A 19,850-nucleotide genomic window follows, 5' to 3' on the forward strand; every position below is an offset into this window, starting at 1 on the left:
GCCCCTGTGAGTCCCGCGGCGGTGCTACCAGGCATCGCGACGGAGGGGCCGGTGTCGCGGCCCTGCTCCAGCCGTTTGAGGTGGTCGACGCCCAGGCCCGCCCACGTGGTGGGTTCCTCGCGCCGCAGTCCGGGGTCCGCCGCCGACCGGTGGAGGGCAACTCGACCTGCTCGGGCTTGAGTTGATGCCGGCGTCAGCGCGGAAGCGTCGCCGGTTCGCCGGCGTCGGCCGGCGCGCCCCCGAGGGTGCCGGGACAGTGCCGGCGTCCGCCTGCGGGTGCTCCCGGAGCGTTGCCGGGTGGACAGCGGAAAGGATCCATGAGTCGTGGCGGTGATCGACCCCCTGGGCGGTCGACCCGCACGACAGCCGATGGCGCCCGGCGGAAGCTCCCAGGCCTTTGTGCGCGCCTTCCCGCTGGGCACTCTCTACCGCTGTCTGCTGCGGGCAGCAGGGTTCCCATGCTTCGGTCAAGTGATGTCCGGGCAGACCGTCAGCTCGCTCGCCCCGTCGGATGTGAAGCGTCCGCCAGGGCGCCCGCCGCGCCGGCCGCCAGGGCTGTGACCTCGGCTGCCGCGCGGGCGGCCCGTCCGGACACCCGCCAGGCGAGCATGCGCAGGGCGGTGGCCGGAGCCGGGGGGAAGACGCCGAGCTGGCCGAGCATGGTGATGTCGTCCCGCAGTGCCTCGTGCCGGACCACCTTCCCGCCGCGGACATCGAGCAGATGGACCTGCTCGAAGTCGATCTCGCGTCCGGTCGGGGGGATGGCCTGGTCGAGTGCGCCGTCCTTGAAGCGCACGAACGGGCCGGTGTGGCGGCCCTGCATGCGGAGCCGGACCCAGACCTGATCGTCGTTGCGGGCGACGCCGAGGACGGGGAAGCGCAGGTCGCTGAAGGCCGAGCGCAACCATGCTCCCGACGCCAGAGTGCCCGCCGGTCCCGGTATGGCGCAGGCCGGGGGTGCGACCGCGGCCTCACGGTTGTGGTTCTGCTCGTCCACGACGTCGACGGCGAGCTCCAGGTCGCCCGTCTCGAGTACCCGGAAGAGCCCGTGTGCCAGTTCGGCGGTGTCCAGTGCCATCGTGCCCACCTTTTCACTGTGCGGTGCCTGGTTCTCGCAGCCCGCAGCCCGCAGCCCGCGGCTCCGGCCTTCGGCCCTTAGTCCTCGGCCGTCGTGACGGTTCCGACAGGGCCTGCGTGGCGGCTGCGATATTGAGGTTATAGAGCACCGAATCAATAGGTCAAACAACCCGCTAGAATCTGGGCATGGCCTCAAAGCGCGTGTACGTCTCCCCCTTGCGCGAGCAGGCCGCCGCCCAGACGCGCGCGCTGATCCTCCAGCGGGCCACCGAGCTGTTCGCCGACCGCGGCTACGGACTGGTGACCGTCGCGGACATCGCGTCGGCAGCCGGTGTCGCCGCCAAGACCGTCTTCGCCAGCGTGGGCAGCAAGGGCGACATCCTGGACCGGATCGTCGACGAGGGCGTCAGCGCGTCCGGCTACGACCAGGCCATGGAGCAGGTGCTCGCCCTGCGGACGCCCGAGGCGGTCCTCGAAGCCCTCGCCCGCGGCACTCGGCTGGGCAATCAGGGGCAGTTCAGCGTGCACGAGGCGATCCGCAAGGCCCTGCCCTGCCATGAGCAGGGCGAGGCGCTGTGGGAACGTGCGACCGCGGCCTACCGCGATGCGCTCCGCGCCGCCGCCCGCCACCTCCACACCCTGGCCCCGCCGCCCCGCTGCACGGTGGAGGAGACGGCGGACCTGCTGTGGTTCTGGTTCGGCCCCGGTGGCTGGCGCACCCTGGTCGTCGAGAACGGCTGGTCGTGGGAGCGGGCCGAGGAGGTTCTCCACCGGACCGCCGTCGCCACTCTCTGCTGAACCCCGCGGCGAGTCATCAGCGGGTCCCCGGTCGCGGAGGCGACGGTGCCGCCGGTGGCCTTCTCGAACCGCGCCCCTGTGTGCTGGGCCCAAGGGTCGGGCAGAAGCCAGCTGAACCCAGGCCGGACGGTGCTCCGGGAGTGAACCGCGGCAACGGCCCGGTCGAGTTCGCCCAGCACACGTTCGGCATGGCCGAGGAAGAGCTCCCCGGCGCCGGTCAGCGCCATATGCCGTGCACCGCGATCTCACAGTGTCACCCGTACCGTCGCCGCCAGCCGGCGAACGGTCCGGCTCGGGGCCGGCCGGGTGATCGCCGGCTGCTGTGCGGCGCGGGTGAAGGATTCCGGACGCGCCACCGCGACGAACGCCCTGAGACGACGCGGTTCGACGTCCGTGCCTGCCGAGCACACCGACGGCACGGAAGGCATCCCCCAGGGTCTTCCGGCGCACGTAACGTCGCCTGGGGGGAGGCCCGACCCACCAGGAAGAGGATTTTCATGGCTTCGCCACTGACTGCTCTCGGAGTCGGCATCCCGGTCGTGGCCGCGCCGATGGCCGGCGGCCCCACCACTCCGGCGCTGGTCACCGCCGCAGCCCGGGCGGACGGCCTCGGATTCCTCGCGGGCGGGTACCGGACCGCCGACAACCTGGCGGAGCAGATCGCCCGGGTCCGCTCGGACGGTGTCGTCTTCGGGGTCAACCTGTTCGCGCCCAACCCCGTCCCGGTCGACGCGGCGGCCTTCAGCCGGTACGCCCGCGCCATCGCGCCCGAGGCCGAGCCCTACGGCATCGATCTCTCCACGGTCGGCATCGTCCAGGAGGACGACCGCTGGTCGGACAAGATCGACCTGCTGCTGTCCGACCCCGTCCCGGTGGTCAGCTTCACCTTCGCCGTCCCCGGCGCATCCGTGATCGCCGCGCTGCGCGCCGCCGGAACCCTCGTGGTCCAGACGGTCACCTCCGCCGCCGAGGCCCGCCAGGCCGCCGAAGCCGGCGTCGACGCGCTCGCCGTCCAGGCGACAGCGGCAGGGGGGCACTCCGGAACCTTCACCCCCCAGCAGACTCCGCCGGCGCTCCCGCTGGCCCACCTGCTCGGGCAGGTGCGGCAGGCGGTCTCCTGCCGCTGATCGCCGCCGGTGGCCTGGCCACCCCGGATGCCGTCACCGAGGCACTGTGGAACGGAGCCGACGCGGTCATGGTCGGCACCGTCCTGCTGCGCGCGGACGAGGCCGGCACCTCAGACCCGTACCGGGCCGCCCTGGCGGACTCCGAACGCCGGCACACCATGGTCACCCGGGCGTTCACCGGCAGGCCCGCTCGGGCCCTGCGCAACACCTTCACCGACCGCTACAGCGGCATCGCCCCGGCCGGGTATCCCGCGCTGCACCACTTGACCAGCCCCCTGCGCAGGGCGGCAGTCGCCGCCGGTGATCCCGCACGCATCAACCTGTGGGCCGGGACCGGGCACCGCCATGCCACGGAGGAGCCCGCGGCCCAGATCCTGCGACGGCTCGCCTCCCGGCTCTGAGTGGCGGCACCGGATTCCCGACCACCCGGCGGCAGTGTCGCGACACGCCGTCCGACCGGGCACACCGCCGTGCGGATGCCCCGGCCCCCGCGCACGACGCCCCGCACCACCGGCTCCGAGGAGCGGGAAGTGCGGGGCGCGGAGTGCCGGATGCCCGGCTGCGGTGTGCCTGCGCGGGGGTTTGTCAGCCGAGCTTGGACACCTGGTAGTGGCCGATGTACCACTGCCCGGCGACCCGCCTGAGCAGGATGCTGAGCGTGACCTTGATCGTCGGCCGGTCGGTGAACGAGAAGTCGACCCCGAAATACCCGAACAGGGCATCCTCGCTGATCTGCCGTGTCTCCAGCACCCGGTACTCCGCCACCATCCCGAGCGGCTGGGAGTCGTAGTAGTCCGCGACCCCCTGACGGCCGACGCTGTACGGATGGAGCCCCTGGAAGATCGCGTCCTCGGTGAAGTACGAGGCGACCTTCTGCGGCTCATGCGCATCGACCGCGGACTTCCAGCGGTCCATGACGCCACGCAGGATCGTCTCGGCTGCTGCTGTGCTGTTCATCAGTTTCTGCTCTCAGGATGGGGTCCGCGCTGGGCGGCGCCCGGTGGTGAAGGTTCCGCCGCCGGTGCAACGGCTCGGCTGTCGGGGTGGCGGCGGCGATCGGGTGGCGGACGGGACACGGCTCCCGGCGGGGCGTCATGGCCGGTCGACGGGGAGCCGTGGGCACTGAGCGCCCGATCAGGCGGCGCCGCCGGACCGGCCCGGGTCGTTGGGGTGCGACTGCAGGGCGGTGACCACCGCGGTCATCCAGGGCCACAGCGGCAGGGTCCCGAGGACGTCGGCCCGCAGCTCCGCTTCGTCCTCCGCGCGCCACAGGCCGATGCTGCGCAGCTCGCCGACCGGGCGCCACAGCCGGACCAGGTGATCGGTGGCGGCGAGCTCCTTCGCGCGGACGGCCTCGGCGGCGCGACGGCGGTCGACCTCGGCGGCGTCGGTGCCCTCGGGGACGGTGGTGGTGAGCTCGACCAGGAACTCCTTCATGGTCTCTTCCTCTCTCATTGTCTGTGGGGGCTTGTCTGTGGGGTGCCTGACGGGTGGTCGGGAGCCGCCCCGGGCGGGGTGCGGCGCGACGATTCCGAGGCATCGGACGATCGGCGTTGTTCTCCACTGGGGACATGATCGGACCGTCGCAGCACGACGGCGGGGCATTGCCGCGCAGGGTGCCCGATGGGCCTGAGCGCGGTGCGTAAGGGCTGGTGGCGTGCCGGTGTCGGGCGCGCAGCCGGCCGGTGGGGGCCGCCCCGGTGGGCGGAGAGCGGAGCGGAGCCGCTGTCAGATCACGGACCCCCGGGCTGCGGACGGCTGCGGGCCAGGCCGGGGAGCGGCTGGGCCGACGGTGCCCCGCAGGAGCGTGGGGAACGCGGCGGGCAGCGGTACGACTGCGATGGTGAGCCTGACAGGGGTGGTCACAGGGGCTCTCCACTTCATGCGGAGCTGGGGCGGCACTAGGTAGCCGACCGGTCGAGTTAAAAGTAGACGACCGGTCGACAAAAGTCAAAGCTGCAGAAGTGCACCCAAGATGCCGAGCCGCTGCCGGACACGGCAGGCGAGGCCAGGGCCTGTCCGCCGGGTCGAGCTGACCGCTGGGCACTGCTGCCGTCCGTGACGCGCGAGGCGGGGAGTGCGCTGGGGAGCGGATGCGGGGTCCTTGCAGCCCTGAATCCAGGGCCGTGGCCGGCTGCAACGCGGCGGGTGACCACTCGGCCTGCGTGCTCCCGGCCACCCGTCGGCGAGGCCGGGCATCCGCCGGCTGTCGGCGTGGTGCGTGTGGTGGTGGGGGTCAGGGGGTGGGGGCTGGTGTCTGCTGGGGGGTGTGTGCGCCGAGGAGGGCGAGGCAGTTGGCCCAGAGGGTGTCGAGGCGTTGGGCGTTGTTGTAGAGCTTGGCGAAGAGGACTTGGCCTTCGAGTTGGGCGACGATGGAGCGGGCGGCTTCGCGGGTGTCGGTGAGGGTGATGTCGCCGTGTTCGCGGGCTTGGGTGATGACGGTGTCGACCATGTCGACCTGTGCTTGGAAGATCTGTTGCAGGCGGGTGCGGATGGCTTCGGTCTGGTTGGACATCTCCAGGGTGAGGTTGCCGAAGAGGCAGCCGGAGACGGTGCCGCAGGTCTGCTGGCCGGCTTGTTGGGTGGCCTGGGTGGCTTCGAAGAGTTGCCGTAGCCGGTGGAGGGGGTCGGTGTCGGCGGTGAGGATGTGGGTCCAGGCGGTGCGCTGCTGGGTCCAGTGTTCGTCGATGACGGCGAGGGCGAGGGCTTCTTTGGAGTCGTAGAAGTAGTAGAAGCTGCCCTTGGGTACGCCGGCGGCCTTGCAGATCTCGGCCACGCCGAGCGCGGAGTAGCCGCGCAGTTCGATGAGCGACTGCGCGGCGGTGAGGATCTTCTGCCCGGCGTCACTGGTGCGTCCCATGATTCCCCTCCTCGGCCGGGTGCCTGCTCGGTGTCTCCTCGTGCAGGCACGGGGGCTGCGCCTTCCGGTCCGGGGTGGTCCGGGGGCAGAACCTGCGGATCACCCGGTGCGGCACGGCTGCCGACGGGCCGATGGGCGGCCCGGCCAGGCGCATCGTTCGAGCCGGGCAACTATACTAGACGACCGGTCTATTTCTGCCAAGCCCCGGCATCCTCGATGCGCTGCGCCTCGGCCTCGAAAGGCGCCGGGGCGAACTACTGTCCGGCCGGTTCGGGGTCGGGTGACCAGGCGCCCGGACCGTGAAGGACGGGAAGGCCGCCGATCCCGTCGCTCAGTGCCTCGACGGCGGCCAGGACGGCCGGGCGGACTTCGCCGCGACGCCGGACCAGGGACCATGTCCAGTAGATCCGAGGAGCCACCACGGGGCATGCGACCAGATCCGGCGGCAGCGGATTGCTCACTCCCTTCGGGGAGTTGATGAGCGGCCGCCGGCTGCGGCGGACATGGTCGAAGAAGGCGGGCCCGGTGATCCCGCCGTCGGAGATGTGCTCGATGCGGACGCCGGTGTCACGGGCCAGCTGTTCGGCGTAGAGGTTCCAGGACGCCCAGTACGTGCTGTCGTCGTCGACCAGGACGGCCGTGTCCTCCGCGCGTACGTCGCCCCCGCAGTCCCTGGTGGCGACCGCGTGCAGCCGGTCCGCGCCTATCAGTCGGGCGTCGAGGTCGAGCCGGTCCAGGTCCCGGGCGGGCACCCAGCACGCCGCAAGGTCGAGGCTCCCGTCGGCGACGCGGGCGGCCTGTGCGTGGGAGGGGGCGATCCAGGGGTCGATGTGGACCTGGGCCACCGCGGAGGTGAGCGCGGTCAGGTTGGGGGGCAGCCAGTTGACATATCCGAACCGCACGGGTTCGGAGCCGGAGATCTGTGCGGCGCGGCGCCGCAGCTCCTCCGCCTGTTCCAGCAGCGTGCGGGCCTGCGGCAGCAGAGCGGAGCCGGCCGGGGTGAGCGCCACCGAGCGGCGGTCACGATCGAAGAGTCGCACCCCGAGGTCGCGCTCCAGGGATTTGATCTGCTGCGACAGGGACGGCCCGGCGATCAGCAGTCGCTCGGCGGCGCGGCCGAAGTTCAGTTCCTCGGCGACCGCGACGAAGTACCGCAGTTGGCGCAGTTCCACGAGCGCCATGCTACGTGCGTGGGGAGGCGTACCCCGGCTGCGGGGAGGCTTCCTCCTGGCGGCGTCGGCCCGCGCGAACCGCCGGTGCCCAGGCCGAACGCCTTCGTCGGGCACCTTGCGGGAGGCGGGGCCTTCCCATGGCGCAGGGCCTCGGCCGGGGGCGCCTGCGGCGACGTATCGGAGTGTTCCGTCGCGGAGCTCTGCGCCTGTTGCGGTGCTTCTCAGGCCGTGGTGCTTCTCCGGCCGGGCTCGTGCGGATCGCTGCCGCCACTGCTGCGCCCCGAGGGCATCGCCGATGCCGCGGCCTGCGCCGTCACCCGGGACCGTCGGGTGGCCGTGAACGAGATCCCTGTGCGCGCCGCCGAGCAGACCCGGTGGCAGGGGGATGGTGAGGTCCGCCCGCGCCTCGGGTGCGCGAATCCCGTCACCGCTTTGACAGGTGACTGACGCCATGCCACTGTAGTCACCACTTGGACAGGTGACGCCCTGGATGGTGAGTGCATCCAGGGGAGAATCGGAAAGGCATGACCATGGCTGAAGCGCACTACACCGCCCTTGTCACCGCGACCGGCGAGGGCCGCAACGGCGGCCGGGCCGAGTCCAGCGACGGTGTGCTCGACCTGACCCTGGCCATCCCGAAGGAGCTGGGAGGAAACGGCGGGGCCACCAACCCCGAGCAGCTCCTCGCGGCGGGATGGGCCTCCTGTTTCCTGGGCGCGGTCAGGATCACCGCCGCGAAGAGGAAGCTGGCGCTGCGGAATCCGGCCGTCGCAGCCGAGGTCACCCTGCACCACACCGCAGGCGACTTCAGCCTCAGCGCCGTCCTCCGGCTCACGGTCGAAGGGGTGGACCAGATCACCGCTGAGGAGCTCGGTGCCGACGCCCACCAGGTCTGCCCCTACTCCAAGGCGCTCGCCATCCCGGTGACCATCGAGGCGACCGTCGTCTGAAGGCCGGCCGTCGGGGCCCGGTTGACGGATGACCGGCCGCCGCGGCCGAAGCCGCGGCGGCCACCCGCGCCGTCCTCGTCCTCGACGGGCAGCAGGAGTCACCACCGTTGGGAAACTCGCTGGCGAACCCGGGTTCTCCCGGATCAGCATGGGGCGCATGAATGACCAACCCGAGCGATGGAGCAGGGCAACCGTCTACCCCGACATGTGGGTCGACCCGGCCGACGACCCACGCAACAGCGACGAGAGCAGCCCGGACGGCGAACTCGCGACGCTCCAGGACTTCCTGACGGGCTATCGCATGACCCTCCGGATGAAGTGCGACGGCCTGGATGCGGAGCAGCTGGCCCGCCGGTCGGTTCCGCCGTCGACGATGTCGCTGCTCGGCCTGGTCCGGCACCTCGCCGAGGTGGAACGGGACTGGCGGAACTGGATCAGCGACGGTGACCCGCTGCCGAAGCTGTACGGCGAGAGGGACGCGGACTTCGACGGAGCCGTCGCCGAGCCGGCCGAGGTCGACGCTGCGTACTCCGCTCTGGAGCGTGAGCAGGCCGCGACCGACGCCGCGCTGGCCGAGTTCCCGGACCTGGGCGAGCGTCCGGGGAAGGGTGAGACCTCGGTTCGGGAGCTGATGGTGCACAGGATCGAGGAGTACGCCCGCCACAGCGGGCACGCCGACCTGTTGCGCGAGCGCATCGACGGACGGGTGGGCCAGTGAGGTCGCCTCGGTGACGGCAACGTCGATCGACCGGGTTTCACCCTGAAGTCGTCGGCCACAGAACTGGTGCGGGTGGGATGGGGGCTCGTGCCGGTCGTGGGCGGCGCCTGCGGCGTGGGTCATCCTTCGGCGGGTGACGGCCGCAGGTGCCGTGCCATGTGCGATCGGTGACGATCCATCAGCGCATGGTGTCCGGCCGCAGCGGGACGAAAATGGGCGCCGCCCGGTGGTCCGCAGTGGCTACCACCGGGCGCCCTGTTCAGCGCTGCGGGCAGCTGCTTGAGCCGGGCGAGGTCGGCCGCAACGGAGGCTTGCGTCAAGCTCGAACTTGCTGCTGTTCATGCCGGGCCTCCTGCGCAGCGTGAAGACGACCCCGCTGCCGTCATCGCTGCCGTCCTCGTTCGCGACAACCCGCACAGTCGCCGGCCGCATCATCGCCGGCCCGGTCCGTCACTCTCCGCTGCGACTGCCGGCGCCACGTGCGCTGCGAGCAGCGCACGTGGCGACGAACCTCGGAATCACCTGCCGGCAGACGATCCACGCGGCGGACACCCGCCGACGACCAGCACGAGTACCCGCACCCCGGTGTGCCCGTCCCGCCCTGAATGCCCCCGGCATGGGTAGGCGGCAGGGCGGATCACTTCCGGTCCTGGGGGCTCCACTCCCGTCGAGGAGGTCGCCATGAGCAGTCAGGGGCAGAAGGTCGCCGTCATCACCGGTGCCTCGCAGGGGATCGGCGCGGGCCTGGTCGCCGCCTACCGCAGGCTCGGCTATGCGGTCGTTGCCACATCGCGCGGCATCGCGCCGTCCCCGGATCCGCACATCCTCACCGTTCAGGGCGACATCGCCGACCCGGACACCGCCGAGCGCGTCATCGCGGCCGGTGCCGAGCGGTTCGGCCGTATCGACACCCTGGTCAACAATGCCGGGATCTTCATCGCCAAGCCCTTCACCGACTACACCAGGGCCGACTACGACCTGGTGCTCGGTGTGAACCTGAGCGGGTTCTTCCGGGTCACCCAGCTCGCTGTGGAGCGGATGCTCGAGCAGGGCGGCGGTCACGTGGTGCAGATAACGACCAGCCTGGCCGACCACGCCGACTCCAGGGTGACCTCCGTCCTCGCCTCGCTGACCAAGGGCGGACTGCAGTCGGCCACGAAGGCGCTGGCCATCGAGTACGCCGCGCGGGGCATCCGCAGCAACGCGGTCGCTCTTGGCACCGTCGCGACCCCGATGCACCCCGAGGGCGAGGCCGCAGCCCTCGCCGCACTGCACCCGATGGGCCGGCTGGGAGAGGTCGACGATGTCGTCGGCGCGGTGGTCTACCTGGAGCAGGCCCCGTTCGTCACCGGCGTCGTCCTCCCCGTGGACGGGGGAAGAGCGCCGGCCGGTGAGCCCGCTCGCGGCTCGGCGGTGCCGATGGCCTCCGGCCGAGCGGCCGGTCCTCCCGCTGCCGCTGCCGTGCACGGTCCCGGAGGGTGCGGTCGCCGGAGTTGTTGCACCGGGGGCAGCGCCTGGAGCTGCTCCTTGATCCGTCAAGGGGGCTAGAGTGGTGCGATGTCATCCGAAGAGCCGCTGCGTCCCCTCGATGCGAACGAGGAAGCGTTCCTGCGTGCCCTGGGCCGGGTGATCCTTGCGTTGCCGCGTCTTGTCGACGCGGACATGGTGCGTGAGGCGGGGCTGCCGCTTTCCGAGTACACAGCTCTGCGGCACCTGTCGGAGACCCCGGAGAAGATGCTGCGGATGAGCGAGCTCGCCTGCGCCTGCGACCTCTCCCTCAGCGGGATGACCCGCGTCGTCATGCGCCTCGAGAAGCAGGGCTGGGTCGAGCGGGTCAAGTCCCCCGAGGACGGGCGGGGCTGGAACGCCGTACTGACCGGTGCCGGGCTCGCCCGCCTGGAGCGGGCCTGGCCGGCCCATCTGGCCAGCGTCCGACGGCATGTCATGGACCACCTGAGCGGCCAGGACCTCACCCAGCTCACGGCCACGCTGGAGCGCGTCACCGCAGACCACCCGGTCCGCAGCTGATCGCTGCCCCCGCACGAGTGGTGCCCGGGGGGCTTTGGTGCGGCCTTCCAGTGCGCATGCGCAGTGTCGGCTGTGGGCGCGCCTGGACGGTCGGCCGGTGGGGCCTGAGGGGTTTGCGGACGTCGCCGGCACGGAGCGTCCCGGCTGCCCCGACGGCGTCCTGCCGGGACCGCGGGCGAGTTCGCCGGGGGAGTCCTCGCTGTCGGACGCTGCGGCGCCTGTGGATGCGTGAGCCGGGCGATGGAGGGGTGCGTTCGCGCCCCCTCCGGGCGCTTCTGCCTGCCTGAGCGCCGTCGCGGCCGGGACTGCGGCCCGCTGCCAGGCCCCCCGGGCGACCCTCTTCCACAACTCCTCCTTGACGCGTCAAGGAGTCTGAGGTCTACTGGCGTGGAAGTACTTGCTTGACGCGGCAAGCTTATTGCTCCGCCGTGTCGCCACATGAAAAGGGGCACCACCATGACCAGGATCGGCATCATCGTCGGCAGCACCCGGCCCGGCCGCAACGCGGAGGCCGTCGCCCACTGGGTCCACCAGGTTGCCGCACAGCGCGCCGACGCCACGTTCGAGCTCGTCGACATCCACGACTACAAGCTCCCGCTGCTCGACGAGGCCTACCCGCCGTCGATGGGGCAGTACGCCCAGCCGCACACCCAGGCCTGGGCCGAGAAGATCGCTTCCTTCGACGGCTTCATCATCGTCACCCCCGAGTACAACCGCTCGGTGCCCGGCGCCCTGAAGAACGCCATCGACTTCCTCTACGCCGAGTGGAACAACAAGGCCGTCGGCTTCGTCAGCTACGGCGGCACCGGTGGCACCCGCGCCGTGGAGCACCTGCGCGGGATCGCCGGGGAGCTCCAGATGGCCGATGTGCGCTCCCAGGTCGCCCTCTCGCTCTTCACCGACTTCGAGAACTTCACCACCTTCAAGCCCGCCGACATCCAGCACGCCACCCTGACCACCACCCTCGACCAGGTCATCGCCTGGGCCGGCGCGCTCGCCCCGCTCCGCGCCAACTGACACATCCACCAGGGGTGCCGCGCGGTCCGGCCGACGGTGCCCATGTCCGCGCAGCCCGTAGAGAGGACCGGGAACATGGCACAGCCGCAGGGTGAGGAACTGCAGGCGCTCCTGGAGCGCCAGGCCGAACTGAGGCAGCAGTACCTCGTCCCCTCCGCGGAGCGGCAGGCGAGCTCGGCGCGGGGAGTCCACCACGCCGCGTTCATCGCCAGGGACGTGGAGGAGACCATTCTCTTCTACCGGGATGTCATGGGATTTCCGCTGGTGGACCTGGCGGAGAACCGGGACTACCGCGGATCGACCCACTTCTTCTTCGACGTCGGGGGCGAGAACATGATCGCCTTCTTCGACTTCCCGGGGCATTCCCACCCGGAGTTCGAGGAGGCGGTCGGTGGCAGCCACCATGTGGCGCTGTCGGTCACCGCGGAGACCTTCGACGAGATCAAGGGGCGTCTGGACGAGCGGGGCCTCCCCTACATGACGGTGTCGAGCGAGGTCGCACCCAGCCTCTTCGTGGCCGATCCCAACGGACTCAGGCTGGAGCTCATCGGGGAGCCGCTGGGACACGCCCTCGGTGAGTACCTGCTCTGACCGATCAGGGCGACATCCAGCGCCGGCGACCCGGGACCCGCTCAGCGGGTCGCGGGTCGCCGCCGCGTGTGCGCCCGGCGCCCTCGGGCTCTGCCCGGCACGGCCGGGTGCCGGTCGTCGCGGTGCCGGAAACGCGACGCGACCGCGCCGAGCGGGAGGCGGCAGGCCGGGTTCCGAGGGCCGGTCGCCGCCCCGGGGGAGTCCGTCGAAGAGCCCGCGACTGCGGACCGTGCGGCGACGACGAGGGCGTCGGCCGTGCCGGCCCCCCGGGTGGGTGGGGAGCGAGCAGTCGCGGTCATGCCGTCGGCCTTCACCGGCTGCGGGCATGCCGGGCCCTCGTGCTGGTGCGTGTGGTCGGGAGCGCCGCAGTGGTTGGTCCGGCGTGCCGGGACTGCGGTCGCAGCTCCCGCGAAGCGGTGCCGGTGCCGGGACGCGTCCGGCCCGCTCCGAGCAGCTCGGAGCGGGCCGGTGCGGCCGGTGCTTGGCCGGTGGTCAGAACACCTGGGCGTAACAGCCCAGGGAGACGGCCAGGGCGAGTACCGCGAGTGACACGGCCAGGAGGGGTTTGGGTATACGCATGGGAACTCTCCAGAGGGTGGAGGACGGGCTCACAGGCAGTAGCGGACGAGCCACTCGTCGGAGTTGTAGGTGTCTCGCGCCGGATCGGGCACCGTCGCGGCCTGCTCCTCGACCATCTCCTCGGGGCGGATGCGCTCCGGCAGTCTGCCGAATCGGGCGCGGCGGGCCGCCTCGGCAGCCTCGGAGGTGTTCTGTGCAGACCGCATCGCATCGTCTCCTCAGCGCTTCGGCGGCGGGACGGTCCGGCCGGCCGGCGGGGGTGGTGTGGGGCTGCGCTTTCGCGGGTGACCTCACAGCGGGGCACTCGGTGGCCCGGATGCCCGTTTCATCTGAGAGTGCTCCCCCATTCGTCACCTGTCAAGGAGGTGACGTATGGCGACCGACTCAACGGCGAGGCGTCACCCCCCGCTCTGTTGAGACATGGGGGCGCTGCTGCCCGCGTGTGGGGGAACTCTGTGCGGCGGGCCGCCGGAATTCCCCGGGCCGGGTCCGTCGAGAACCCGTTCCGGACAGCGGAGCTTCCCTGTCCGTCGTCGCGGCAGGGGGGCGCCGGCGGCGCCTTTCGGGCGCTGGGCGGCGACGAGGTCTGCCGCTGTGCGGGTCGGGCGTCAGGCCCGAGCGGCCGTGCGGCTCTCCCATGCCTGCTTCAGCGCCTGGGAGTAGAGCTCGAAGGGCTGCAGCCCGGCCATGCCGTACTTCTGGTCCAGGACGAAGAACGGGACGCCGCCGGCGCCCAGTTCGGCGGCTCGCCGCTCGTCCGTCCGTACGTCTGCCGCGTACGCGCGTGAGTCGGCGAGGACCCTGCGTGCCGCGCTCTCCTCCAGGCCCACCTCCACCGCCAGCGCGACCAGGGTCTCCGTGTCGTAGATGGACCGCTCGTCCGCGAAGTTCACCTGGAAGGCGCGCTCCATCAGTCCGGCCTGGAGGCCCTGGCTCTTGGCGAAGTGCAGCAGGCGGTGGAGGTCGAAGGTGTTGCCGTGGACGCGTCCTCCGACGCGGTAGCCGAGTCCCTCGGAGCGTGCCGCGGTGGCGGCCTGCTCCTCGCGGGCTGTCTGCTGCTCGCGGGTGCGCCCGTACTGGGCGGCGACGGCTTCGATGATGGGTGTGTTGCGGGACTCGGCCTCGGGGTTGAGCTCGAACGACCGGTGGACCACCTCGACCTGGTCCCGGTGCTCGAAGGCCGCGAGTGCCCGTGCGAAACGGGCTCGGCCGATGTAGCACCAGGGGCAGGCGATGTCGGTCCAGATCTCGACGCGCATGAGTCGGTGTCTCCTTGGTGGCGAGGGCCGCAGGGGCCGCCGGATAGTCGGTCGGTCCACTATAGGCGACCGACCATCTATAGCGACGCCCGGCGTGGACGGCGCCGGTGGGCGTGATCGCGCCTTGCGTGAGGTGATCGCATTGGCCAAGGCCCGGCGCCCGGGCGACCGGGGGTGGCGCCCGAACGGTGGAGGCCGGAGCGGTTGCCGGGCGGCCTGCTTGCCCCGCACTCCGTCACCAGCCAAGATGGTGACATGATGCATGCCTTCCCCTGCGGCACCCCGATTCTGGACTTCGTGGGGACCTTGCGTGCCCGGCGCAATGCCCGGCCCCTGGAGATGCTCACCTCGCCGGAGAGTCTTGAGGCATGGTTCCGCGAGTCCGGCCTTGTCGACAGCGGGACGGCCTGCCGACCGTCCGACGTCGCCGAGGCGGTGGCTCTCCGCGAGGCCGTCCATGCGCTCATCGCCGCCAGGCTGGCCGGTGAGGACTACGACACCGATGCGCTCGACCTGGTCAACCGCACGGCCGGTGAGCCGTCCGCCATCCCGCAACTCACCGCGGAAGGGCGCCGGGTCCAGGCGACCCCAGAGCAGGCCCTGTCCTCACTCGCCCGCCAGGCCATCGACGTGCTCAGCGGACCGGAGGGGTCGCTGCTCAAGGAGTGCAGCCGGCCCGAGTGCACACAGATCTACCTGGACCGGTCGCGCGGTGGGCGGCGGGAGTGGTGCGCCATGGACCCGTGCGGAAACAGGGTCAAGGCCGCCGCCTACCGCGCCCGCAAGCGGGCGAGCACATCGGCTCCTTCGGTGGCGGCTCGGTAGGACCGCGGGTCCGCGGGCTTCGGGCATCCCGACCGGCGCCTCGGGCGCGGGCACTCCCGATCGCGGGCAGCCGCGGGCCTCCCGGGCCGGGCAGCCCCGGGACGGGCGGGCCGTTCCGGCCCCATCGGGCGGCCCCGGCATCACCGGAGCCGGCTCCGGCTCCGGCTCCGGCTCTCCGGCTCAGAAGCGGTCGACGTCGACGATGGCCTGAGCGAATGCCTCGGGGGCTTCCTGGGGCACGTTGTGGCCGATTCCCTTCAGCGTCCGGTGTGCGTACCTGCCCGTGAACTTGTTGCGGTAGAGGGACCCGTTCCCGGCAGGCGTGAAGGGGTCGACCTCACCGTCCAGGGTGATGGCCGGCCGAGCGATGGCGGGGCCCTGGGCCAGCCGCCTCTCGATGTCGTCGTACTGCGGCTCGCCCTTGACCAGGCTCAGCCGCCAGCGGTAGTTGAAGACGACGATGCTGACGTAGTCCGGATTGTCGAACGCGGCCGCCGTCCGGTCGAAGGCGGCCTTGTCGAAGTTCCAGGTCGGAGAGTTGAACTTCCAGACGAGCTCCGCCAGTTCGCGCCGGTTCTTCTCCAGGCCCAGCACACCCCTCTCGGTGGCGAAGTAGTACTGGTACCACCAGGCCCATTCGGCCTTGGGCGGGAGGGGCAGTTTGTTGGCCGCCCGGTTGGTGATCAGGTAGCCGGCGACGGACACCAGCGCCTTGCACCGCTGCGGCCAGAGGGCCGCGATGATGTCGGCGGTCCGGGAGCCCCAGTCGTAGCCGCCGAGTATCGCCTTCTCGATCTTGAGGGCGTCCATCAGGGCGATGATGTCGAGCGCTATCACCGACTGCTGGGCGTTGCGGAAGGTGTGCTCGGAGAGGAACCGGGTCGTGCCGTATCCGCGCAGATACGGCACGATGACCCGGTATCCCTGCGCTGCCAGCAGCGGGGCTGCCTTTTCGTAGCTGTGGATGTCGTACGGCCAGCCGTGCAGCAGGATCACCGCCGGTCCGTCGGCCGGGCCGAGATCGACACAGCCGACGTTCAGGACCCCGGCACGGATCTGTTTCAGCGGGCCGAAGAGGGCCTGGCCCCCCGCGCTCGCGGTGAGTGGGTCGGCCGGCATCCCGGTGCCTGGTGCGTCCGCCGGGGCCGGGCCCGAGGACCGCGTGGGCCAGCCGCCCAACGAGGCCGCGGCGGCGCCCGCACCGAAGACCTTGCCGAATGTCCGCCTGTCGATCATGTGGGATCTCTTTCCGTCCGTGCACCAGACCCGGACCCGGACCCGGACCCGGACCCGGACCCGGAACCCGGGCGCGGTGCCGGGGCTCTCCGGCCCGGCCTGGGACGCCGCTGCGCCGTCGCAAGAGCGGTGGGCGCCCGCCGCGTGGGGGCTCCTCGCTCTCACCTTGCGTGTGCAGGCAGCTTCCGTGCCCGGACGCGTTTCCCTCTCCTGGGCGGCGACACCTCTCATCACCCGTCCGGGTGGGCCGCCCCGCGAGTACCGCCCTGGGCCGTCGGACGAGGCGCGGCCGGGGCGAACGGCCCGGGTCGCCCAGGTCGAAGGCTGCGGTGCCTGCCGGGAGGGCCGACCGGGGTCCGGCCGCGGCGGGCGTTTCCCCCGTGCCGCCGGGGGTGGGAGGTCCTGCCTACCAGCAGTGAGGAAGCCGGTCCTGGCGCCCGGCCCAGCTGTCGGCGCAGTCTCGGGTCATGGCAATCCGGCACCACGTCACCCGGCAGCGGCACGGCGCCACGCGGCAGCCGCTCAGCACGCGGCTGCCGGGCGGACGGACCGTACCGCCCGGCAGCGTCGCCCTGCGGCCACCGACCGACCCCGCGCCCGACGTCCCGTCCGCCGTCATCGGCAAGGCCCCTGGAGCCCCGCGCCTGTGGCGACGTGCGGCGCCGCAGCGTCCCGATCGCACCGCCGCCCTGCCGAGGACCACTCCATGACCACAACATCCGGCCCGTACAGCACCGCCGCGTCCGGCGCCGCGCCCCGCTCACCCTGGGTGCATGTCGTCCAGGCCGCCGCCGCACTGGCGGCAGCCATGGGCGTCGGCCGTTTCGTCTACACGCCGATCCTCCCGCTGATGCACGCGCAGGCCGGCCTGTCGGCCGCGGCGGGCGCCGACCTGGCCGTCGCCAACTACATCGGATACCTCGCCGGCGCCCTGGCCGGGATCGTCCTGCCGGGGCTGGCGCGTTCCCCGGCCGTGCTGCGCGGTTGCCTGCTGATGCTGACCGCGACCCTCGCCGCGATGCCGCTGACGCACGCCGTTGCCGTCTGGCTGCTGCTCCGGCTGCTCGCGGGAGCCGGCAGCGCGCTGGTCTTTGTGATCGCTGTCAGCTCCCTGCTCAGCCACCTGCGCGACCACCCCGCCCATCTGCCCGGCTGGGGCTTCGGCGGGGTCGGCGCAGGCATCGCGCTGTCCGGACTGCTCGTCCTGGTCCTGCGCACCGTCGCCGACTGGCAGGTCGCATGGTGGGCCTGCGCAGCCCTGTCCGCCCTGTTCACCATCCCGTCGTGGGGGCTGCGGCCCGAGGCCGCCCAGGCCGCGACAGCCCAGGCAGTGCCGGGCGCGCGCGGGGCGCGGCGGTCGGCCGACGGCCTGCGGACACACCGATGGTTCACCGCGCTCTTGGCCTCCTACACGCTGGAGGGCATCGGCTACATCATCGCCGGGACATTCCTGGTCGCCGCCATCGGGCAGAGTTCACCGGGCTGGATCGGCAGCGCCGCCTGGGTGCTGGTCGGTGTGGCGGCCGTCCCCTCCTCCGCGCTCTGGGCGGGGCTGGGCAGGCGCTGGTCCCGCCCCGATCTCCTGCTGGCCGCGCTGCTGGTGCAGGCCGTCGGCATCGCCCTTCCCGCTCTGGTCGGTGGAGTCGCACCGGCACTGATCTCGGCGGTCCTCTTCGGTGCGACGTTCCTCGGGGTCAGCACCCTCGCCCTCGCGGCAGGCAACCATCTGCGGTTCCCGCGCTCGGTGGCGCTGCTGACAGCCGGCTACTCCGTCGGCCAGATCCTCGGTCCGCTGGTCGCCACGCCTCTGCTCCACCACGGCTACCAGCAGGCCCTCGTCCTCGCGTCCTGCATCGTCCTGGCGGCGGCCGTCGCGGCTGTCGTCCTTCGCGCCGGTTTTCCGCACCGGATGCCGGCGCCGGGCCTCCCGGTCGTGGCTTCGGAACCCGGTGCGGGGCCGCAGTGTGCGCCCGCCGTCCTTGCCGAGGCTGACGCGGACCGACCGTGACAGCTCGCCCGGGTGAGTCCGGCAGCGACGGGGAGAGGTCCGGTCTCCGTCGAGCTCGCCGGCCATGGCCCGCCGCCGCGGTACTGCCGCGTCGCCGAGACAGCAGGCCTTCGGCGAAGCCGTACACACAGCGGGACCCTGGTGCGTCGTCCGCCGGGCCGAGGGCCGTCGCCCCGACGGGTCGGGTGATCACCGTCCACCGCTGCGTGGCCACGCGGGGCAGCCCGTCTGCTGGAACGAAGGGCGTCGACGACGTTCCGGGAGGACGGCACTCCGGTCGCAGCCCGGGGAGGTTACCTGCGTGGGGTCGTCCCGTACCCGGCAGCTTCAGGGCCGGAACACATGGGGGACGGTCGTGCTCAAGGGCGTGAACCCCAGTCGCTCCAGGATCGGGCGGCTCTCGTCGGAGGCGTCGACCTGCAGATAGCGGTAGCCCGCCTCGGCGGCGATGCGTGCCCGATGCGCGACCAGCGCCCGGTAGATGCCGCGGCCCCGCCATGAGGGCACGGTGCCTCCACCCCACAGGCCGGCGAAGTCGGTTCCAGGGTGCAGTTCCATCCGGGCGGCGCACACCGGTACGTCGCCGGCCATCGCGACGGCCATGCTGAATGTCTCCGGCCGCCTGCTCAGCTGGGCGAGAAGGCGGTGCCGCAGCCGGCCGGCGTCGGTCCCGAACGCCTGCTCGTGGACGTCCGCTGCGAGATGCACCCCGGAGGCGTCGGTGACGGGCAGCAGCCGGATGCCGTCGGGGAGTTCGGCGTCGGCCTTGAGTGCGGTGATCTCGGCGACCAGCAAGGTCTCGGCAGGCTCGGGGGAGAAACCGGCAGCGAGCAGTCGGCCGGAGAGATCAGCGGGCGTGTCGTGGGTGTAGAGCTTCCACTCGAACTCGCGCCCCAGTGAGGTGAAATGGTCCACCTGCGCGGCGATCGCCGCATCGGCGGTCACGTCGTCCAGGTCGGACCAGACCACCCCGTTCCAGTCGTCGGCGCCGGCGCCGACCTGGCGCACCACATCGCCGATGCGCTCGACCCTCGCCGCCGGGTCGTCCGGCTGGGCGTTCTGTCGCAGCTGCTCATCGAACAGGGCAAGCACGGTCTTGTTTCGCACTCCGGTACTCCACCATCGATCACCGAAACGCGGCAACTGCATTCCGCTTGCGTCCCCCATCGGTCGACCGGTAGGCGACGCGCCCCACAGGCCACTCAGAGCCGTGGCGGCCGGTGCGGGGACCGGCCGCGGTCGGCTGCGGGCGCTCTGGCGGACCTCGTCGAGGCCGTTCTCGTCCTCCAGTCGCAGCCGCAAACTGCCTGGCAGAGGCTCCAGAGTTTGACAGAAGGTGAAAACTTTCGCGATTACGAGCGAAATATTTAGCAGACCATGCGAGCTGCTCTCCGTCGCTCCGGCGGGTTCAATCGGCTTCCGGCTCGACGGAGGCGAGGGGCAATCCTGGGCGACACCTTGTCCCTGAGTTCCGATCTGTCGTCAGGACACCGCAGGGGCAGACCCGCACAAGCATCGAGACCTTTTCGTTACATGGCATCGGATTGACGTGGCGTCACGGGAAATCTAGCTTCTCATCCAGAAGCAGTCGGAAATTTTCTCGAA

Annotated in this window: 19 protein-coding genes and 2 pseudogenes; 11 read left to right on the forward strand and 10 right to left on the reverse strand. The window is 71.6% G+C overall.

The window, feature by feature from the left end:
* Positions 1–490: 490 nt before the first annotated feature.
* Complete coding sequence (locus AB0761_RS33370; RefSeq protein WP_377272980.1) at positions 491–1,078, reverse strand: ester cyclase; 588 nt, start codon at positions 1,076–1,078, stop codon at positions 491–493.
* A 185-nt stretch (positions 1,079–1,263) separates the two neighbouring features.
* Between AB0761_RS33370 and AB0761_RS33375 the strand changes: the two genes are divergently transcribed.
* Positions 1,264–1,875 (forward strand): TetR/AcrR family transcriptional regulator, encoded by a 612-nt coding sequence (locus AB0761_RS33375; protein WP_377272981.1) that lies wholly within the window; start codon positions 1,264–1,266, stop codon positions 1,873–1,875.
* A gap of 245 nt (positions 1,876–2,120) precedes the next feature.
* Here the strand turns inward: AB0761_RS33375 and AB0761_RS33380 are convergent, their stop codons facing one another.
* Positions 2,121–2,303, reverse strand: a complete 183-nt coding sequence (locus AB0761_RS33380) for a LysR family transcriptional regulator (RefSeq protein WP_377272982.1) — start codon at positions 2,301–2,303, stop codon at positions 2,121–2,123.
* 123 nt (positions 2,304–2,426) lie between these two features.
* Here AB0761_RS33380 and AB0761_RS33385 point away from each other — a divergent pair.
* A pseudogene (locus tag AB0761_RS33385) lies at positions 2,427–3,403 on the forward strand (nitronate monooxygenase).
* A gap of 184 nt (positions 3,404–3,587) precedes the next feature.
* Here AB0761_RS33385 and AB0761_RS33390 read toward each other — a convergent pair.
* The 4 genes from AB0761_RS33390 to AB0761_RS33405 all read right to left on the reverse strand — a co-directional run bounded on the left by AB0761_RS33390 (position 3,588) and on the right by AB0761_RS33405 (position 7,043).
* Positions 3,588–3,959 carry a YybH family protein gene (locus AB0761_RS33390; protein WP_377272983.1) on the reverse strand — a complete coding sequence of 124 codons (372 nt, stop codon included), beginning with the start codon at positions 3,957–3,959 and terminating at the stop codon, positions 3,588–3,590.
* A 177-nt stretch (positions 3,960–4,136) separates the two neighbouring features.
* Positions 4,137–4,439, reverse strand: coding sequence for a muconolactone Delta-isomerase family protein (locus AB0761_RS33395; protein WP_377272984.1), 303 nt, complete (start codon positions 4,437–4,439; stop codon positions 4,137–4,139).
* A gap of 799 nt (positions 4,440–5,238) precedes the next feature.
* Positions 5,239–5,862 carry a TetR/AcrR family transcriptional regulator gene (locus tag AB0761_RS33400; protein WP_377272985.1) on the reverse strand — a complete coding sequence of 208 codons (624 nt, stop codon included), beginning with the start codon at positions 5,860–5,862 and terminating at the stop codon, positions 5,239–5,241.
* 254 nt (positions 5,863–6,116) lie between these two features.
* A complete protein-coding gene (locus AB0761_RS33405) occupies positions 6,117–7,043 on the reverse strand; it encodes a LysR family transcriptional regulator (protein ID WP_377272986.1) in 927 nt (308 codons plus the stop codon).
* A gap of 515 nt (positions 7,044–7,558) precedes the next feature.
* Between AB0761_RS33405 and AB0761_RS33410 the strand changes: the two genes are divergently transcribed.
* The 6 genes and pseudogenes from AB0761_RS33410 (at position 7,559) to AB0761_RS33435 (ending at position 12,338) form a co-directional block, all read left to right on the forward strand.
* Positions 7,559–7,984: an Ohr family peroxiredoxin gene (locus AB0761_RS33410; RefSeq protein WP_377272987.1), complete on the forward strand. Its 426-nt coding sequence runs from the start codon at positions 7,559–7,561 to the stop codon at positions 7,982–7,984.
* A 157-nt stretch (positions 7,985–8,141) separates the two neighbouring features.
* The gene (locus AB0761_RS33415) at positions 8,142–8,702 is read left to right on the forward strand and encodes a DinB family protein (RefSeq protein ID WP_377272988.1); all 561 of its coding nucleotides are present in this window, start codon (positions 8,142–8,144) and stop codon (positions 8,700–8,702) included.
* A 681-nt stretch (positions 8,703–9,383) separates the two neighbouring features.
* Positions 9,384–10,082 (forward strand): annotated as a pseudogene (locus tag AB0761_RS33420) (SDR family NAD(P)-dependent oxidoreductase); the annotation flags it as partial.
* Positions 10,083–10,259: 177 nt separating this feature from the next.
* Complete coding sequence (locus tag AB0761_RS33425; protein WP_377272989.1) at positions 10,260–10,730, forward strand: MarR family winged helix-turn-helix transcriptional regulator; 471 nt, start codon at positions 10,260–10,262, stop codon at positions 10,728–10,730.
* 456 nt (positions 10,731–11,186) lie between these two features.
* Positions 11,187–11,747 (forward strand): NADPH-dependent FMN reductase, encoded by a 561-nt coding sequence (locus tag AB0761_RS33430; RefSeq protein ID WP_377272990.1) that lies wholly within the window; start codon positions 11,187–11,189, stop codon positions 11,745–11,747.
* A gap of 75 nt (positions 11,748–11,822) precedes the next feature.
* Complete coding sequence (locus AB0761_RS33435; protein ID WP_377272991.1) at positions 11,823–12,338, forward strand: VOC family protein; 516 nt, start codon at positions 11,823–11,825, stop codon at positions 12,336–12,338.
* Positions 12,339–12,946: 608 nt separating this feature from the next.
* Here AB0761_RS33435 and AB0761_RS33440 read toward each other — a convergent pair.
* Together AB0761_RS33440 and AB0761_RS33445 are read right to left on the reverse strand one after the other, a co-directional pair.
* Complete coding sequence (locus AB0761_RS33440) at positions 12,947–13,123, reverse strand: hypothetical protein (protein WP_377272992.1); 177 nt, start codon at positions 13,121–13,123, stop codon at positions 12,947–12,949.
* A gap of 402 nt (positions 13,124–13,525) precedes the next feature.
* Positions 13,526–14,176 (reverse strand): DsbA family oxidoreductase, encoded by a 651-nt coding sequence (locus AB0761_RS33445; protein ID WP_377272993.1) that lies wholly within the window; start codon positions 14,174–14,176, stop codon positions 13,526–13,528.
* 258 nt (positions 14,177–14,434) lie between these two features.
* Between AB0761_RS33445 and AB0761_RS33450 the strand changes: the two genes are divergently transcribed.
* Positions 14,435–15,001 (forward strand): CGNR zinc finger domain-containing protein, encoded by a 567-nt coding sequence (locus AB0761_RS33450; protein WP_377274466.1) that lies wholly within the window; start codon positions 14,435–14,437, stop codon positions 14,999–15,001.
* Between the two features lie 180 nt (positions 15,002–15,181).
* Here AB0761_RS33450 and AB0761_RS33455 read toward each other — a convergent pair whose 3' ends face one another.
* The gene (locus AB0761_RS33455) at positions 15,182–16,237 is read right to left on the reverse strand and encodes an alpha/beta fold hydrolase (protein ID WP_377272994.1); all 1,056 of its coding nucleotides are present in this window, start codon (positions 16,235–16,237) and stop codon (positions 15,182–15,184) included.
* A 467-nt stretch (positions 16,238–16,704) separates the two neighbouring features.
* Between AB0761_RS33455 and AB0761_RS33460 the strand changes: the two genes are divergently transcribed.
* Positions 16,705–16,947: a hypothetical protein gene (locus AB0761_RS33460; protein ID WP_377272995.1), complete on the forward strand. Its 243-nt coding sequence runs from the start codon at positions 16,705–16,707 to the stop codon at positions 16,945–16,947.
* Positions 16,944–18,245, forward strand: coding sequence for a YbfB/YjiJ family MFS transporter (locus AB0761_RS33465; protein WP_377272996.1), 1,302 nt, complete (start codon positions 16,944–16,946; stop codon positions 18,243–18,245). Before AB0761_RS33460 ends, AB0761_RS33465 begins: the two co-directional genes overlap by 4 nt.
* Positions 18,246–18,572: 327 nt before the next feature.
* On the opposite strand, the gene AB0761_RS33470 is transcribed toward AB0761_RS33465, so the two are convergent.
* Positions 18,573–19,394 (reverse strand): GNAT family N-acetyltransferase, encoded by an 822-nt coding sequence (locus AB0761_RS33470; protein WP_377272997.1) that lies wholly within the window; start codon positions 19,392–19,394, stop codon positions 18,573–18,575.
* Positions 19,395–19,850 lie beyond the last annotated feature (456 nt).

Source organism: Peterkaempfera podocarpi (assembly GCF_042466665.1).
Lineage (GTDB): Bacteria > Actinomycetota > Actinomycetes > Streptomycetales > Streptomycetaceae > Peterkaempfera > Peterkaempfera podocarpi.